Genomic DNA, 15,659 nt, shown 5'->3' on the forward strand with positions numbered 1-15,659 from the left:
TGCCTAAAATTTAAATGTTCTGATTAACCAAAAGTTCCTGTAGTTTTTTCCTTGCAAAATTGAGCTGAGACTTGGAAGTCCCCTCGCTTATAGAAAGCATGGATGCAATTTCCTTATGCGGATATCCTTCAATAGCAAACAGGTTGAATATGGCTCTGCAGCCCTCGGGAAGGAAATTCAGCAGACTCAGGATATCTTTCTCAAACGAAATGCTTTCAGATAAGGTTCCGGAGGTTTCTACAAAACTGTCGTCCATAGAAACGAACTGTGCTTTGGTAGCTCTCAATTTCTGAAGGCATTCATTCACAGCAATTTTTCTGGCCCAACCTTCAAAAGTGTCCACATTCTGGAGTTGGCCGATCTTCGTGAATATTTTGTAGAACGTATCGGCCAATACTTCTTCAATATCTTCATCATTTTTCAGGTAGCGTCTGCAGACTGAGTACAGCTTGCCCGCCATTTTCTCGTAAACCTTCCGCTGTGCGCTGCGGCTGTTACGTTGGCATTCTATTAGTAATTCTCTTTCCATAGTCAGGCTTTATACTGTTATAGATGCATCAACTTTGAGATAGGTTGGAAACATTTTAAATCTTTTTTAGTAAAAAGGCAAAATAGTGAATAAACTGATACACAAACACCTCCGTTTGATTTATATTTTTTCAAGTTTTTTCACTTTCAAATTTAACTTTTCCCCTTGTAACAAATCTTTAATAGGAACGACTATTCATATAAATAATCTTTTTATAGTAATGAAAAATACCAAAATTGCCTCATTACTTTTTGTTTTGTCTGCAGGAAGTATGATGTTTGCCCAAGATGACTTGATCAACAAATTAAAGAACAATCAATCACAAAATGCTAATTTTCAGTTCACCGCGTTAAAAGACGTAGGAGCTACTTCAGTAAAAAACCAGGGATCATCCGGAACCTGCTGGAGCTATTCAGGGAATTCTTTCCTTGAATCTGAAATGCAGAGGATGGGTAAAAAACCTGTAGATCTGGCTGAAATTTTCACGGCAAGAAATTCTTACCACGATAAAGCTAAATTATTTGTCCTTAACGGCGGAGCGATCAGCTGGGGTGACGGAGGCGAACTGCACGATGTTATTAATATGTATAAAAAATACGGTGCGGTACCTCAGGATGTGTATACAGGATTAAAATCCGGACAGAGCCTTAATAACTTTAAGGAAATGCAGGGGAAATTAAAAACAGTTCTGGACAGTCTTGTTCAGGCAAGTTCAAAAGGAAAGCTTTCGGATAACTGGATGGATTCCGTAGATTCAATTCTGGATGAATATCTTGGAAAAGTGCCCGCTAATTTTACCTACGAAGGAAAAAATTATACACCTAAAACATTCGCTAAGGAAGTTGTAGGAATCAATCCTGAAGATTATATCGAAATTTCTTCATACAAAGATTACCCGTACTACCAGAAATTCGTAGTTCCGATTCCTGATAACTGGAGCCATGATTCTGACTGGAATGTTCCGATGAAAGATTTAACAGCAATCATTGACAATGCTGTAAACAAAGGATATTCCGTAGGATGGGCTACAGACGTTTCTGAGCCTTATTTCTCATACAAAAACGGAGTTGCTTATGTTCCTGATGTGGACCTGGATGGGATCACTGCTGAAAACAAGCAAACGCTGTTCACTGAGCCTAAGAAAGATAAAACTATTACCGAAGATATGCGTCAGAAAGCGCTTAACAACCTTTCTACCACAGATGATCACGGTATGCATATCGTAGGATTGGCGAAAGATCAGACCGGAAAAGAATATTATATGGTTAAAAACTCATGGGGTGTAACCAATGATTTCGAGGGTTATCTTTATGTAACCAGACCTTATGTAGAATACAAATCAACTGCGATCCTTATCCACAAGAATGCGGTTCCAAAAAGTATTCTTAAGCAGCTGAAGCCTACTAAAAATATTGGTTTATAATACAAAATCACTGTTACCGCTCACTGCGGTAATTTTAGATATTTAAATCTGTTAAAACCGCGCTCCAAAAATTTTGGAGCGCGGTTATTTTTTTCTACAATCATATTTTTTTATGCAAATATTTCGCTGTGTGGTGAAAATATTTTACTTTTAATATTCAACAAATTATTACATATGAAAAATTTAAAGAAATTAGCCAAATCAGATTTAAAGAAAATTAGTGGTGGAATTGCACCAGACTGTCCGGTAGAAACAACACCATGTTATCATGGTCCTAAAAATGGTATTCCAAGCCATTGGACATGTGAACCGGGGATAGGGTGTCCTAAATAAGATCAATCAGAATGCATCTCCTTTGTGAAATATATTCTTTTATCTTCCACCCCAAATAAAAATAGTATACACCTAACAAATTATCACCTATGAACAATCTAAAGAAATTAAAAAAATCAGATTTAAAGGAAATTAATGGCGGAAATGCACCGGAATGTCCAGACGGAACTATTGCCTGCCTTATACCCCCTAAAAATGGATTTCCAGTACGTTGGAGATGCACTCCTGTTACTGAGGAATGTCCTGATTAACACCAATCAAAACCCGCTTCCAGAAGTTCTGAAAGCGGGTTTCTTTTAAATAAATAGGTGAAAATTAAATATAAATTAAAGAAAATTTGTATTGTGTAAAAGTGAGTAGTCAATGGTCAATTTTGCTACACAAGTGAATGATGCCCCCGCCAATTCTTTTATAAAATTAAAAATTGACAGCGAAGCGAATTCACAATTGACCATTCACCTTTTAATACAGTTTCGCCATGCTTTCTGCTGAAAAATCCAAAAGCTCTTCTGTATTTCCGGTTTTTATTTTTTGAACCCATCGAGGATCCTGTAATAGTGCACGTCCTACGGCTACAAGATCAAATTCCTGATTATCCAGTCTTCTGATCAGTTCCGTAAGGTCTGCTTTCTCTGTTCCCTGTCCTGCGAAGGCACTCATGAAGTCTCCTTTCAATCCTACAGAACCTACCGTGATTGTTGGCTGTCCTGTAATTTTTTTAGCCCAACCTGCAAAATTTAAGTCAGAACCTTCAAATTCCGGTTCCCAGAAACGACGCTGTGAACAGTGGAAAATATCCACTCCGGCTTCTTTTAACGGCAGTAACCATTCTTCCATTTCAGTTGGATTGGCAGTTAATCTGCTGCTGTAATCCTGCTGCTTCCATTGTGAAAGACGAAGAATAATTGTGAAATCCTCTCCTACTGCAGCTCTGATGGCTTTAACCACATCTACTGCGAAACGGTTTCTTTCTTTGATGGTTTTTCCACCGTATTCATCGGTTCTGGTATTGGTTACTTCCCAAAAGAACTGATCGATAAGGTAACCGTGTGCACCATGAATTTCAAGGCAGTCGAAACCAAGATCTTTTGCAGATTTTGCAGAAGCCGCGAACTGAGCAATCGTATCCTGAATATCTTCTAAAGTCATGGTAGAAGCTTTCTCCATTGGAGCCAGCGGATAGTCTTCGGACGATCTCGTATCTCCTACGTGCCAGATCTGAGGCCCCATTTTTCCGCCATGCTGATGAACAGCATTGATCACGTTTTTCCAGCCTGCCAGTGCTTCATTTCCGTAGAAGTCCGGGATGTTCTGCATATTTTTGGAAGCTGTTCTGTTGATCACGGTTCCTTCAGAAAGAATTAATCCAACGTCGGAAGCGGCTCTTCTTGCATAATATTCTGCGATATTTTGAGTAGGAACTCCATTATCAGACTGTGCTCTGGTCATAGGTGCCATTACGATTCTGTTTTTAAGTTCCAGGTTTTTGTAAACAAAAGGTTTAAATAATGATTCTGTGCTCATTTTTAAATGGGTATTTTATAATTGTTACACAAAGTAACTAATAATAGTTCGTATTTGTATCTCTTGTCAGAAAAAAGTGGTAACTTCGCAGTAACTTACATTAGTAACTTAAAAGTAACAACGAATGGTAAAGAGTGAACTGATGAAATACAGCTGTCCTCTGGGCAAAGCAATGTCTGCCCTAGGAAGCAAGTGGAAACCAATCATTGTATTGGTTATAAAAGACCGTAAACTTCGATTTGGAGAACTTGCCGTACGGATTAATGTCATCTCGAGAAAAGTACTGACCGACCAGTTAAAAGAAATGCAAAATGACGGGTTGATTATCAGAGAAGAGTTCAAAGAACTTCCTCCAAGGGTTGAATATTCGTTGACAGAAAAGGGGTTGGCATTGTTGCCTATTTTATATTTGCTGGAAGAGTGGGAAGCGAAGTTTGATAATAAGGAAGTACAATATGATAAGGACTGTAATGTGCTTAATAATAAAATGAAAAAAGCTGCTGAAGCCTGATTTTATTTTCCATTTATGAGTATAAAAAATAAATATAAAAACCGCTTCCAGAAATTCTGAAAGCGGCTTTATTTTATCTAAAATCCCAATTAGAATATCGCAGGATATTTCTGAGGGTTTGTTTCATTGAACATCGCGTAGATTCTTTCTACCATATCATCTGAAGATGGCTTGCTGAAGTAATCTCCGTCACTTGCATAAGCAGGTCTGTGATCGTTGGCAGCAATCGTCAACGGATCTGAATCCAGGTATCTGAATGCTTTCTGCTTCTCAAGGATTTGCTGAAGAATAAACGCTGAAGTACCGCCTTCCACATCTTCGTCGATTACGACTAATCTGTTGGTTCTTTTCACGCTTTCGGCAATTTCGTTTGTTAAATCGAATGGAATTAAAGACTGAACGTCAATAACTTCTGCAGAGATTCCTAATTTTTCAAGTTCTTCCGCTGCATCCATTACAATTCTCCATGTAGAACCGTAAGTCACTAGAGTAACATCTTTTCCTTCTTTCGTTACTTCAATTTTTCCGACAGGAACAGTGAATTCACCTAAGTTATCAGGTTGTTTTTCTTTTAATCTGTATCCGTTCAGACATTCAACAATAACAGCAGGATCATCACTTTGAAGCATCGTGTTGTAGAATCCGGCAGCTTTTGTCAGGTTTCTTGGTACCAATACCAAAATACCTTTAGAAAGGTTCAGGATTCCCGCCATTGGAGAACCTGAGTGCCATACACCTTCTAGTCTGTGACCTCTTGTTCTGATGATTACAGGTGCTTTCTGACCGCCTTTTGTTCTGTACTGAACAGTCGCTAAGTCATCACTCATTCCCTGTAAACAGTATAGAATATAATCTAAGTACTGGATCTCAGCAATAGGTCTCAAACCTCTCATCGCCATACCAATACCCTGGCCAAGAATGGTAGCTTCACGGATTCCGGTATCTGCTACACGTACATCACCGTATTTTTCCTGCATTCCTTCCAGCCCCTGGTTCACGTCACCGATATTTCCGGCATCTTCACCAAATACTAAAGTTTCAGGATATTTTTCGAAAATTTTGTCAAAATTATTTCTTACTACCACTCTTCCGTCTACTTCTTCAGAATTTTCTGAGAACACAGGAGCGATTTCTTTTACGTTTTCAGCTTTCCACTGAGACTGAGAATATAAGTGGGAAGAATAGTTGTCTTTTTCTATTTCAAAAACTTCATTGTATTTCTGCATCAATTGGGTTCTTTCCGCAGAATTCGCTCCTCTTGTAGCCAATAAAGCTTTTCTTATCAGGTGGAAAACATCTTTTTTCGCTTTGGAAACCAATTTGTTGAACTGACTGATATAGCCTTCAATTTCAGCATTCTGACCTTTAAGATTTTCTACTAACGGAAGAACAGACTGAATAAGATCCGTAATGGTTTTCTGATAATTTTCCCAGGCATTTTTCTGCCCTGCTTTTACTATTTTTTTTGCTTCTTCATCTATAGCATCCAATTCTTCAACAGAAGCAATAATTTCTTCTTTTCCTTCAATTTCGATTGAATAATTTAAAACCCATTCTCTGAATTTTACCAATCCATCAAACTGAGATTCCCATGACAAACGCTCTTCATTTTTATATCTCTCATGAGATCCTGAAGTAGAGTGACCCTGAGGTTGTGTTACTTCAATGACATGAACCACTACAGGAACACTTTCCATTCTTGCAAACTGCTCTGCTCTTGCATAAGCATCCAATAATGCAGGATAATCCCATGCTTTCACCTGAATGATTTCACATCCCTGGTTCTCCCCTTCTTTTCTTTGGAAACCGCTTAACATTTCTGCAATGTCAGCTTTTGCTCTCTGATTTTTAGTAGGAACAGAAATTCCGTACCCGTCATCCCAGATAGAAACAATCATAGGAACCTGAAGCGCACATGCTGCATTCAATGTTTCCCAGAAATGTCCTTCTGCAGTAGACGCATCCCCAATGGTTCCGAAAGCAATTTCGTTACCTTCTTTAGAGAACTTCTCAGAACTTTCAAATTTTACACTTTTATACACTTTAGAAGCCTGAGCCAGTCCTAATAATCTAGGCATCTGTCCTGCAGTAGGAGAAATATCTGAAGAGATATTTTTCTGTGCCATAAGATCTTTCCAGCTTCCGTCTTCATTTAAACTTCTTGTAGCGAAGTGTCCGTTCATCTGTCTTCCTGCGGATGCCGGCTCTCTTTCCACGCTTGTATCTGCATAAAGCTGTGCGAAAAAGCTTTCAACCGTTAAAGCATCTGCTGCCAATGCAAAAGTCTGATCCCTGTAATATCCTGAACGGAAGTCTCCATTTCTGAAAACTTTCGCCATCGCAAGCTGAGGAAGTTCTTTACCATCCCCAAAAATTCCGAATTTAGCTTTTCCTGTAAGCACTTCTCTTCTTCCAAGATAAGACATCTCGCGCGATATCCTTCCTAATCTATAATCCTCAAGTATCTGATTTTTAAAATCATGGAAAGAAATTTGCTGTGTTTCAATATAGGTTGTCTGCATAGCTAGATATAAAAGTTTTTTATTCTTCAAGTATGGCGCTAATATACAATTTTTAAATTAATTTTAATTTTCAATAATCTTTTTTAAAAATTTGATAATAAAAAAATAGTGTTTTATATTGTAAAAAATTGTAAATGATGGAAAAAAAGTCGCCCCATATCCTGAATGCATCGAGCAACCTTTTAGGTTTTTCCCTGATTATCATCACCTCGCTTAAAATCACTAAAATCAGTGCCAATACACATCTGGATGAATTTGCAGGTCTTTCCTGCCTGTTGTTTGCCTGCAGTTGTTTCTTTTCCTTTCTGGCTATCCGTACAAAAAACGAAAGGAGAGAAATAAAATATGAGACTATTGCGGATTATTTATTTTTAACTGCTTTATTTTGTATAGTTCTAGCCGTTATAATTGTAACCATTAAAATAATCTAAGCCAATTTATATTTTAAAACAAAATACTAAATTTCTGAATTCTGAAAGGCTTCAAAAATAAGTTTAATAAAATAATCTCCAAACCTAAACAAAATACGGAATAAGATTTCTGACCAGACTGGTGAAAAAAACATGTGAAAAGCAAGATTTCTGGTGATTATTTTTGGCGAAATCACATCAATACCCCAAAAAATGAGTTTTATAATTTCTTTAAAAAATTAAATACTAAATATTATATTCTCAATATTCTACAGTTTAATTTATATCGTATTTATTTTGCAATCAATAACCTAGCTTTAGCCTAAAAACGTCAAAAATAGACAATTTTAAAACGTTTTTAATTTAAAATTTTAATTAAAAATCAATCAAAAACATATTATTTAAACCAAAACAATAAATTATAAATAAAAAACAGATAAAATAATTAACAATTATCCATAATTGAATTTTATTCTATACATTTAATAGTGAAAAAATCACGTCATGTTGAATTAAAATAAAATTCTTATGAAAAAAATTACTTTTGTTGTGATAATTTTCATGATTTTCACAACTCATTCATCACAGATCGGGATTCATACCAGCAATCCTCAGGCGAGTTTCCATATAGACGGAGCAAAAGACAATGTAGGAACGGGCATTCCGACATTAGCTCAACAGTCTAATGATGCTGTAATCACTTCTTTGGGCAGAGCAGGACTGGGAACTCTTACTCCAACCGAGAAGCTGGACCTTTTTTCAGGCAATGCCCGTATCCGTGAAATCAATAGTAATATTGGAATAGCTGGTACGGACAGAGTGGTAGTTGCAGATTCAGAAGGCATACTGAAAACAATCGGATTTGGAGCTTATTCTTTGTTTCATGCCAGACTATCTGTTGACCAGACTATTTCAAATGTATCAGTAGCAACACTAATATTTGCAAATCCTTTAACCACTTCATCACTGTATTCTTATAACACCGGAAATGGAGTTCTTACATTTAATCAGGCAGGAAACTATCTGATCACTTTGCAGGCCAGTTTTGCTAACATTTCTGAAGGAGAACAACTGGTTTTGGGAATACGTCCGTTTCCTGATGCCAATTATTTAGGAAGAGGGAGCCATTACGCTGGTTTTGGTACTCCTACGGTGGATGCCAACAGCAGGATTGGAGAACTGATGAGTTATACCACAATGATTATTGTTCCTACCCCAGGGTACCAGATTCGCTTTACTGTAACTGCTACAGGAGTCAGCAGTGTAATTCTTTCAGACGAAATAGGCCCTACAGGAAGCGGAAATGTTACGAATGTAACCATACAGAAAATATAAATGTATCGTTTATATCAAAAAAAATCTGAGTGCTTTGGGGCATTCAGATTTTTTATTTATGGTAATTTGTCGTTCTAAAATTTTCGTTCAATCACGTAATCCAGCATACTATGGAGTGATTTTTTGGCTTCTGAGTCGGGAAACTCATTAAGAATGTCTTTAGCCTTCTGCTGGAAATCTTTCATCACTTGAATCGCGTAATCCATGCCTCCGGAATTCTTGACAAAGTCTATCAGCTCCTTCACACGTTTCGGGTCGTTATTGTAACGTTTAATGGTGTTGAAATAATATTTTCTTTCTTTTTCACCCGCCATTTTTAAAGTATGGATGAGAGGAAGGGTCATTTTCTGCTCCTTAATATCAATCCCTACAGGTTTTCCGATGACATTGGAACTTAAATAATCGAAAAGGTCGTCTTTGATCTGGAAGGCCATTCCGGTGTAGGTTCCGAAGTTCATCATCTTTTTGGCAAGATCTTCATCGGCATTATTGGAAAGAACACCTATTTCGCAGCATGCCGCAATCAGTGTTGCTGTTTTCTGACGGATAATTTCGTAGTAAACATCCTCGGTAATATCCAGCTTTCTTGCCTTTTCAAGCTGAAGAAGCTCACCTTCAGACATTTCACGAATAGTTCTTGAGATCACACCCAGAAGGTCGTAATCTTTGTGGTCTGTAGAAAGTAATACTGATTTTGATAAAAGATAATCGCCTACCAATACCGCAATTTTATTCTTCCACAAAGCATTGATTGAAAAGAAATTACGTCGTTTAAAACTTTCATCAACGACATCATCATGAACCAGAGTTGCAGTATGAATCAATTCTATCATGGAAGCTCCACGGTACGTTTTCTCATTAACCTCTCCTACCAGTTTTGCGCAGAGAAATACGAACATGGGACGCATCTGCTTACCTTTGGTCGTAACAATAAAACGGGTTACTTTATCCAATAAAGGCACTTTACTCTGCATCGATTCATAAAACTTCTGCTCGAAAAGTTTCATTTCCTCATTGATCGGTCGTTTGATTTCTTCTACGATGTTCACTACTATTTAATAAAGTATTTATTTTCAACCTTACAGGCACCTACAGAATGTATTATTTAAATCTATACTGTGTACTTTCCGGACATTTTTCGATTAGCAAATATATGGAAAACTAATCAATTATTATTTGATGCATGACTATGTTAAATTAAGATTTATTCCCTGTATGGCAAGTATTTTCAATCTGAACTTATTTTTAAAACAAAAAATAGCCCCTGTCATAGGCAGGGGCTTTATCTTGAAAGCAAATAATTTCTTAGTCGATAACTATTGGCGGGCAATAAGGCGAATTGATAGGTCTGCAGCTACTTCCTGCACAACACCAGCCTTCTCCACATGGTTCTCCTCCTCCACAATATTTAAGTCCTCCTTTGATCGTCTTCAAATTTTCGCGTGACATTTTCTTTAAATTTTTCATAAGTATTAATTTTATATTTGTGTCACTAATATATGAATAATTCTAAATATCCAACATTCAAGCTGTTATTTTTTTATCAAAATCAAATATTTTATAACTATTATCAATCAAATACGCGATCTATACTCATTTAACCACAAAAAAAATTAATCTTTGAGTTCCTCTTTTGGAATAAAATACAAGGCAGGCTGTGCACTTCCCAATGCCGATCTGAATTTCTCCCCTGAAATATAAATTCCCTTTTCATTGACTGCAATACCTTCAATCTGTCCTACTGTCAAAGAACTTCCCAGATAATAATGTTTCGGAGCTTCTTTAAAAAAGATTCCCGGTTCTGTTTCAGTAAAAACATTCATGAAAACTTCTGTTCGCTTCGTGTAGCCAACCAGATATAATTTCTTTTCAAAATAAGCAGCATCCGTCACTACGAAATTCGTTTTATATGACTCAATTTTCTCTGCTTTCTGCTTTTCAGTAATCGCCGGGTCAATGATGTAATGAGAAGTTGATTTTGATTTCCATTCTTTGGAAAACAGGTGCAGTTTTCCGTTGAGATAGATCATGGCTTCGGCATCAAAGTCATTGTTCGTGTATTGAGGGATAAATTCTGTCTGTTCCGGATAGTAAAAAGAAATTTTCGCAATGGAATCATTCTTTGCTTCATTGTTTTCAAAAGGAAGTTTGTAGATCTCCAGGTCTCTTCTTGTTCCCCCATTATTTCCAAAATCACCAATGTAGAAATTTTTTCCGTCATGGGTTAAGGCTTCCCAGTCTTTATTTTTAGCATTGATGGTCAATGTATTTTTGATCATGCCGGAAGTTTCATTCAGTTCAAAAAGTTCCGGAGCATTCCCGCTGTCATTGAACGTATATAATTTACCATTCAAAATACTCAGTCCTGAGGTTTCCTGAATCTTATCATCTAAATAGCCAATCCTGAATTTTCTTATTTTCAATGACTCCGTCTTTTGTGAGAATGACGATTGGAAAATAATAACGGCAGCAAGAAGAATGAGTTTTTTCATAGAGCAAAAATAAGGGTTTAAGGGGAATTGAGAAAGTTAGAAGCGTTTTGTTTTTGGGAACCACCTGTCAAAAATTCTTTGAATTCTCGCAATCCTCCGGAGGACGGAAATAGTCATCCATTCAATAGTATTCATCACGAAAATCAGATTTAGTTTTTTTTTTTAACCATTAAGAGCAATGAAGATGATAAGAATAGTTAAGAAAAATCAAATGATTTTTTAAGTTGTATCACTAAAAAAAGCGAAGCTCTCCTTAATATTCTTAAAAACTTAAAGTATTCTTAATGGTTTAATCTCTTTATCTCCCGCGGATTTCACAGATGGCGCAGATTTTCATTAGTATTATTCTGGATAAAATCTTTGATTTTTTTTTAAAACTTAAGTGCTCTTTTTTGCAGTATGAATTTAAACTTCAAATAAACTTAAGTGTTGAAAAACTTTTGCGTCTTTTGTGGTTGAATTAAAAAAAATATTTACGAATCATGCAGATTTCATTTTTTGCTTCTGCTCCTGTCTTTTAGCCTGTTTCTTTAAATGATCTTTCTGATATTGTCTCACTGTTTTACCGGTACCATCATGTCTCCAGCCCGGAGAATTGAAGATATAATTAATCCTGTCAGAAAATCTCAGTCCCGGCTGCCTGATATCTTTCCAGATCTTTCGCCATTCATACAAAAGAACGGTATCAGGTTTATTGTCAGGCATTTTTGGATATATCCCGTATTTTACGGGTACATTCGGGTCTTCTTTTTCAAAGGTACCGAAGATTTTATCCCAGATGATCAGACACATTCCCATATTTCTATCGAGATACTTAATATTGCAGGCATGATGCACCCTGTGATGAGAGGGAGTTACCAGAATATATTCCAGAATGCCCATCGTTTTCACGGTTTGCGTATGCACCCACGTTCCGTATACCTGCCCTATCGCATAAACGACCATGATATGCCATGGATTGAAGCCTAAAAAAGCAAGTGGGGAAAAATAAAGATATCTGTACAGCGGTTGAAGTACGGGACTTCTGAACCCTGTGGTTAAATTGAAATATTCTGAATTGTGATGGGTAATATGAACCGCCCAAAACGCTCTGGAATGATGATCCACATAATGCAGCACATAATAGGCAAAATCTGTAATCACAAAGCAAATGAGCCAGTACCAAACTGTAAAATCCCATGAGAAAAGCCTATGGTTGTAGAAGAAAAACATCATTCCCATAGCAAAAGCCTTCATGATCAGGTCCAGACCGAAGTTCATCAGAGCGAGATAAACGCTTGTGGCCACATCTTTTCCGTTGTACAGCTTAGCTTCAGAAACATGACTGTAGATCATTTCTGCCAATATAACGGCAGCATGAACCGGAATAGACCATGCATAAACGTTTTCCAGTCCGTCCTCGCCCATAAAGAAGTCCATAATAAACTTTTTTGCTTTATGTAAAGGTAGGGTTTTAGGAAATTTTTAAGAAAAATTTTGAATTTTTTAAGGAAATTTTAATCAGTTGCTTTATTGGCCAATTGTCCGCAGGCTGCATCAATGTCTCCACCACGGCTTTTTCTGATCATCACTGTAATTCCTGCATTTTCCAGCTGACGTACATAATTGTCCTCCGCCTGCTTGTTACACTGGTCATATTTTCCGTCTCCAATAGGATTATACTGGATAAGATTCACTTTGGAAGGAACCTGTTTACAGTATCTGATTAAAGCTTTGATATCTTCATCGCCATCATTGATTCCTTTCCATACACAGTATTCAAAAGTAATCACAGAACCAGTTTTCTGGTACCAGTATTGAAGGGCCTCCATAATATCCGTCAACGGAAATTTATCAGAGAAAGGCATGATCTCGTTACGTTTGGACTCGATTGCAGAGTGAAGAGAAAGGGCTAGTTTTACACGAAGTTCGTCGTCTGCCAGCATTTTGATCATCTTCGGAAGTCCGGATGTAGAAACGGTAATTCTTCTCGGTGACATTCCCAAACCTTCCGGCTGGGTGATTTTTCTGATGGCTTCCACCACATTTTTGTAATTCATCATAGGCTCTCCCATTCCCATAAAAACGATATTGGAAAGCGGTCTGTTAAAGTACATTTTGCTTTGGCTGTCGATCAGGGCCACCTGGTCTACGATTTCGGCTACTTCAAGGTTTCTCATTCTTTTCAGCCTTGCCGTTGCACAGAATTCGCAGTTTAATGAACATCCCACCTGTGAGGAAACGCAGGCTGTGGTTCTTGTTTCTGTAGGAATAAGAACAGATTCTACCAACAGTCCGTCATGAAGTTTCACGCCGTTTTTGATGGTTCCGTCCGTACTTTTCTGAAGCTGATCCACAGAAACGGGATTGATGGTGTACTCTTCGGAAATTCTTTCGCGGAGAGATTTCGAAAGATTCGTCATTTCATCAATCGAATGGAGGTTTTTACTCCATAACCAGTCATAAACCTGCTTCGCACGAAACGGTTTTTCCCCTAAAGTCAAAAAATAGTCTTTAAGCTGGTCTAGTGATAAAACTCGGATATCTTTCATTATAGATGATAGGTTGCAGATCTTAGGTGGCAGGTTGCAGATACCTAATACCTGCAACCTGTTACCTATTATCTTTTTTATAGGATTAACATTGCGTCACCGTAAGAATAGAATTTATACTGTTCTTTTACGGCTTCTTCGTAAGCATGCATGATGAATTCTCTGCCTGCAAATGCAGCGATCATCATCAGCAATGTAGATTTCGGCGTGTGGAAGTTCGTGATCATTGAATTCGCTACTCCAAAATCGTGAGGCGGATAAATGAACTTGTTTGTCCAACCGTTGAATGCAGAGATCTTTTTGTTTGAAGAAACAGAAGTTTCCAATGCTCTCATCGTTGTAGTTCCTACTGCACAAACTCTTCTGTGAGCATCTACTGCTTTATTGATGATATCAGCATTTTTCTCATCGATGATGATTTCCTCAGACTCCATTTTGTGCTTTGAAAGATCTTCTACCTCAATTGGGTTGAAAGTTCCTAAACCAACGTGAAGCGTTACTTCAGCAAAATCGATTCCTTTGATCTCCAGTTTCTTCATCAAATGCTTAGAGAAGTGAAGACCTGCTGTAGGGGCTGCTACTGCTCCTTCAATTTTTGCATAGATCGTCTGGTATCTTTCGGCATCTTCCGGTTCTACTGCTCTTTTGATATATTTTGGAAGTGGAGTTTCTCCTAGTTCTTTCAGTTTTGTTCTGAATTCGTCGTAAGAACCATCGAAAAGGAATCTTAATGTTCTTCCTCTTGAAGTCGTGTTATCAATAACTTCAGCTACCAAAGATTCATCTTCAGTAAAGAATAATTTGTTACCGATTCTTATTTTTCTTGCAGGATCTACAAGAACGTCCCATACTCTGGTTTCTTTGTCAAGCTCTCTTAAAAGGAAAACTTCAATTTTAGCACCTGTTTTTTCTTTATTTCCGTAAAGACGTGCAGGGAAAACCTTAGTATTGTTGAAAATGAATAGATCTTTCTCATCGAAATAATCCACAACATCTTTAAACAGTTTATGCTCAATGGTTTCTGTTTTTCTGTTTAGAACCATTAATCTAGCTTCGTCTCTGTGTTCAGATGGGTGTTCTGCCAATAATTCCGCAGGAAGATCAAAATTAAAATCTGATGTTTTCATTTTTTTAAATTACGGTTTAAAAATTATAAAAATTACTAGTGTAATTTTCGGAGTGCAAATATACGACATTGAACACCCCTTTGTCAAGTATTATTTAAAATCTAATTTAAAACCGTGATTCTACGGTGATTTATGAAGGAAAAAAAGATTATTTTTGAAAAAAATTAATAATTTTTACACGTATGAGCAAATATTCATTGGAAGCTTTCGTCAACGAAACAAAAGAAAATCCACAACAAAGAGATTATTTTGAGCTGGAAACTCCACATCTTCTGGAAATCAACCTTAACAATCAGGCTGTATGGACCAAAAGAGGAAGTATGGTAGGCTATGTAGGAGGCATCAACTTCGAAAGACAGGGAATGCTGGCCGGAGGTATCGGCAACCTTTTAAAGAAAGCCATCAGTGGTGAAGGAACAAAACTGATGAAAGCAGAAGGAACCGGCAAGCTGTATGTGGCTGATTCCGGGAAGAAAGTACGTATCCTTTATCTGAATAATGAATCAGTATGTGTCAACGGAAACGACGTACTGGCACATGAGCAGAGTGTAAAAAGCGATATTACCATGCTTAAAAGCGTTGCAGGAATGATGGCCGGCGGTCTTTTCCAGGTAAAACTTTCCGGAACGGGACATATTGCTATAACGACTCATGGTGAGCCATTAACCCTTATGGTCACTCCTGACAGTCCGGTTTTCACAGATCCTAATGCTACAGTAGCATGGTCAGGAAATCTAAGTCCGGATCTGAAAACGAATGTTTCTTTCAAAAGCTTAATCGGAAGAGGAAGCGGTGAAGAATTCCAGATGAAGTTCTCAGGAAACGGATGGGTATTGATACAACCATACGAGGAAGTATATTTTACAGAGAAGTAATTTTTTAATTCTAAATAAAGCTATTTCAATCATGAGATAGCTTTTTT

Annotated in this window: 16 protein-coding genes; 7 read left to right on the forward strand and 9 right to left on the reverse strand. The window is 37.3% G+C overall.

Features of this window, described 5'->3' with window-relative positions:
- Positions 1 to 10: 10 nt before the first annotated feature.
- Positions 11 to 529, reverse strand: a complete 519-nt coding sequence (locus BM143_RS02785) for an RNA polymerase sigma factor (protein WP_090022772.1) — start codon at positions 527 to 529, stop codon at positions 11 to 13.
- A 220-nt stretch (positions 530 to 749) separates the two neighbouring features.
- Here BM143_RS02785 and BM143_RS02790 point away from each other — a divergent pair, with 220 nt between their 5' ends.
- From BM143_RS02790 to BM143_RS23870, 3 genes are all read left to right on the forward strand, one after another.
- Positions 750 to 1,952 carry a C1 family peptidase gene (locus BM143_RS02790; RefSeq protein WP_090022774.1) on the forward strand — a complete coding sequence of 401 codons (1,203 nt, stop codon included), beginning with the start codon at positions 750 to 752 and terminating at the stop codon, positions 1,950 to 1,952.
- 174 nt (positions 1,953 to 2,126) lie between these two features.
- The gene (locus tag BM143_RS23865; protein ID WP_167375228.1) at positions 2,127 to 2,285 is read left to right on the forward strand and encodes a bacteriocin-like protein; all 159 of its coding nucleotides are present in this window, start codon (positions 2,127 to 2,129) and stop codon (positions 2,283 to 2,285) included.
- Between the two features lie 89 nt (positions 2,286 to 2,374).
- Entirely contained in the window at positions 2,375 to 2,536 is a 162-nt protein-coding gene (locus BM143_RS23870; protein ID WP_167375229.1) for a bacteriocin-like protein, read from the forward strand.
- Between the two features lie 211 nt (positions 2,537 to 2,747).
- Here BM143_RS23870 and BM143_RS02795 read toward each other — a convergent pair whose 3' ends face one another.
- Positions 2,748 to 3,809 carry an NADH:flavin oxidoreductase gene (locus BM143_RS02795; protein WP_090022776.1) on the reverse strand — a complete coding sequence of 354 codons (1,062 nt, stop codon included), beginning with the start codon at positions 3,807 to 3,809 and terminating at the stop codon, positions 2,748 to 2,750.
- A gap of 124 nt (positions 3,810 to 3,933) precedes the next feature.
- Between BM143_RS02795 and BM143_RS02800 the strand changes: the two genes are divergently transcribed.
- Positions 3,934 to 4,320 (forward strand): winged helix-turn-helix transcriptional regulator, encoded by a 387-nt coding sequence (locus BM143_RS02800; protein WP_090022778.1) that lies wholly within the window; start codon positions 3,934 to 3,936, stop codon positions 4,318 to 4,320.
- 89 nt (positions 4,321 to 4,409) lie between these two features.
- On the opposite strand, the gene BM143_RS02805 is transcribed toward BM143_RS02800, so the two are convergent.
- The gene (locus BM143_RS02805) at positions 4,410 to 6,842 is read right to left on the reverse strand and encodes an alpha-ketoacid dehydrogenase subunit alpha/beta (RefSeq protein WP_090022780.1); all 2,433 of its coding nucleotides are present in this window, start codon (positions 6,840 to 6,842) and stop codon (positions 4,410 to 4,412) included.
- Between the two features lie 134 nt (positions 6,843 to 6,976).
- On the opposite strand from BM143_RS02805, the gene BM143_RS02810 reads away from it, so the two are divergent.
- Both BM143_RS02810 and BM143_RS02815 read left to right on the forward strand, forming a co-directional pair.
- Complete coding sequence (locus tag BM143_RS02810) at positions 6,977 to 7,273, forward strand: hypothetical protein (protein WP_228430676.1); 297 nt, start codon at positions 6,977 to 6,979, stop codon at positions 7,271 to 7,273.
- 507 nt (positions 7,274 to 7,780) lie between these two features.
- The gene (locus BM143_RS02815) at positions 7,781 to 8,587 is read left to right on the forward strand and encodes a hypothetical protein (protein WP_139221972.1); all 807 of its coding nucleotides are present in this window, start codon (positions 7,781 to 7,783) and stop codon (positions 8,585 to 8,587) included.
- 74 nt (positions 8,588 to 8,661) lie between these two features.
- Here the strand turns inward: BM143_RS02815 and BM143_RS02820 are convergent, their stop codons facing one another.
- From BM143_RS02820 to queA, 6 genes are all read right to left on the reverse strand, one after another.
- The gene (locus BM143_RS02820; RefSeq protein ID WP_090023871.1) at positions 8,662 to 9,594 is read right to left on the reverse strand and encodes a polyprenyl synthetase family protein; all 933 of its coding nucleotides are present in this window, start codon (positions 9,592 to 9,594) and stop codon (positions 8,662 to 8,664) included.
- A gap of 298 nt (positions 9,595 to 9,892) precedes the next feature.
- Positions 9,893 to 10,054 carry a bacteriocin-like protein gene (locus BM143_RS23875; RefSeq protein WP_449384772.1) on the reverse strand — a complete coding sequence of 54 codons (162 nt, stop codon included), beginning with the start codon at positions 10,052 to 10,054 and terminating at the stop codon, positions 9,893 to 9,895.
- Positions 10,055 to 10,200: 146 nt separating this feature from the next.
- A complete protein-coding gene (locus BM143_RS02825) occupies positions 10,201 to 11,079 on the reverse strand; it encodes a hypothetical protein (RefSeq protein ID WP_090022784.1) in 879 nt (292 codons plus the stop codon).
- Positions 11,080 to 11,559: 480 nt separating this feature from the next.
- Positions 11,560 to 12,498 carry a sterol desaturase family protein gene (locus tag BM143_RS02830; protein ID WP_090022786.1) on the reverse strand — a complete coding sequence of 313 codons (939 nt, stop codon included), beginning with the start codon at positions 12,496 to 12,498 and terminating at the stop codon, positions 11,560 to 11,562.
- A gap of 77 nt (positions 12,499 to 12,575) precedes the next feature.
- Positions 12,576 to 13,610: a dual-specificity RNA methyltransferase RlmN gene (gene rlmN, locus BM143_RS02835; protein WP_034727982.1), complete on the reverse strand. Its 1,035-nt coding sequence runs from the start codon at positions 13,608 to 13,610 to the stop codon at positions 12,576 to 12,578.
- Positions 13,611 to 13,687: 77 nt separating this feature from the next.
- The gene (queA, locus tag BM143_RS02840; protein ID WP_034727984.1) at positions 13,688 to 14,737 is read right to left on the reverse strand and encodes a tRNA preQ1(34) S-adenosylmethionine ribosyltransferase-isomerase QueA; all 1,050 of its coding nucleotides are present in this window, start codon (positions 14,735 to 14,737) and stop codon (positions 13,688 to 13,690) included.
- A 182-nt stretch (positions 14,738 to 14,919) separates the two neighbouring features.
- On the opposite strand from queA, the gene BM143_RS02845 reads away from it, so the two are divergent.
- Positions 14,920 to 15,612, forward strand: coding sequence for an AIM24 family protein (locus BM143_RS02845; protein WP_034727986.1), 693 nt, complete (start codon positions 14,920 to 14,922; stop codon positions 15,610 to 15,612).
- Positions 15,613 to 15,659: the final 47 nt, after the last annotated feature.

This window comes from Chryseobacterium oleae (assembly GCF_900115055.1).
Taxonomy (GTDB): Bacteria; Bacteroidota; Bacteroidia; order Flavobacteriales; family Weeksellaceae; genus Chryseobacterium; species Chryseobacterium oleae.